Raw genomic sequence first — 531 nt, forward strand, 5'->3', positions numbered from 1 at the left:
AGCCGCCTAAGGTGGGACAGATGATTGGGGTGAAGTCGTAACAAGGTAGCCGTATCGGAAGGTGCGGCTGGATCACCTCCTTTCTAAGGAAGATTTACTAAAACGTTTGACGCGTCGAAGTTTTGTTCAGTTTTGATGGTTTAATCATCAAAAAAACAATGGTAAGCATTGCTTATCATTCATTTTTATGGAATATGGGCCTATAGCTCAGCTGGTTAGAGCGCACGCCTGATAAGCGTGAGGTCGGTGGTTCGAGTCCACTTAGGCCCACCATATTCTCTCGTAAAACGGGGCCTTAGCTCAGCTGGGAGAGCGCCTGCTTTGCACGCAGGAGGTCAGCGGTTCGATCCCGCTAGGCTCCACCAAAGATTTTTGCGTCAGCAAAATATCTAACCATACGATCTCTTTCGAGATCCAAGATTGTTCTTTGAAAACTAGATAAAGATAAATTGATAGTCAAGAAATTACCGAGTATCGCCATTTTAGGTTTTAAACCTGATGTAACAACCAATTCGGTTAAGTTATGAAGGG

At 44.4% G+C, this 531-nt stretch carries 2 tRNA genes and 1 rRNA gene; all 3 read left to right on the forward strand.

Features of this window, described 5'->3' with window-relative positions:
• A 16S ribosomal RNA gene (locus V8G47_RS20785) occupies nt 1–83 on the forward strand; the annotation flags it as partial.
• A 113-nt stretch (nt 84–196) separates the two neighbouring features.
• Nucleotides 197–273 (forward strand) — tRNA-Ile (locus V8G47_RS20790).
• Between the two features lie 16 nt (nt 274–289).
• Nucleotides 290–365 (forward strand) — tRNA-Ala (locus tag V8G47_RS20795).
• Nucleotides 366–531 lie beyond the last annotated feature (166 nt).

Origin of the sequence: Rossellomorea sp. LJF3 (assembly GCF_037046045.1) — a bacterium.
Classification (GTDB): domain Bacteria; phylum Bacillota; class Bacilli; order Bacillales; family Bacillaceae_B; genus Rossellomorea.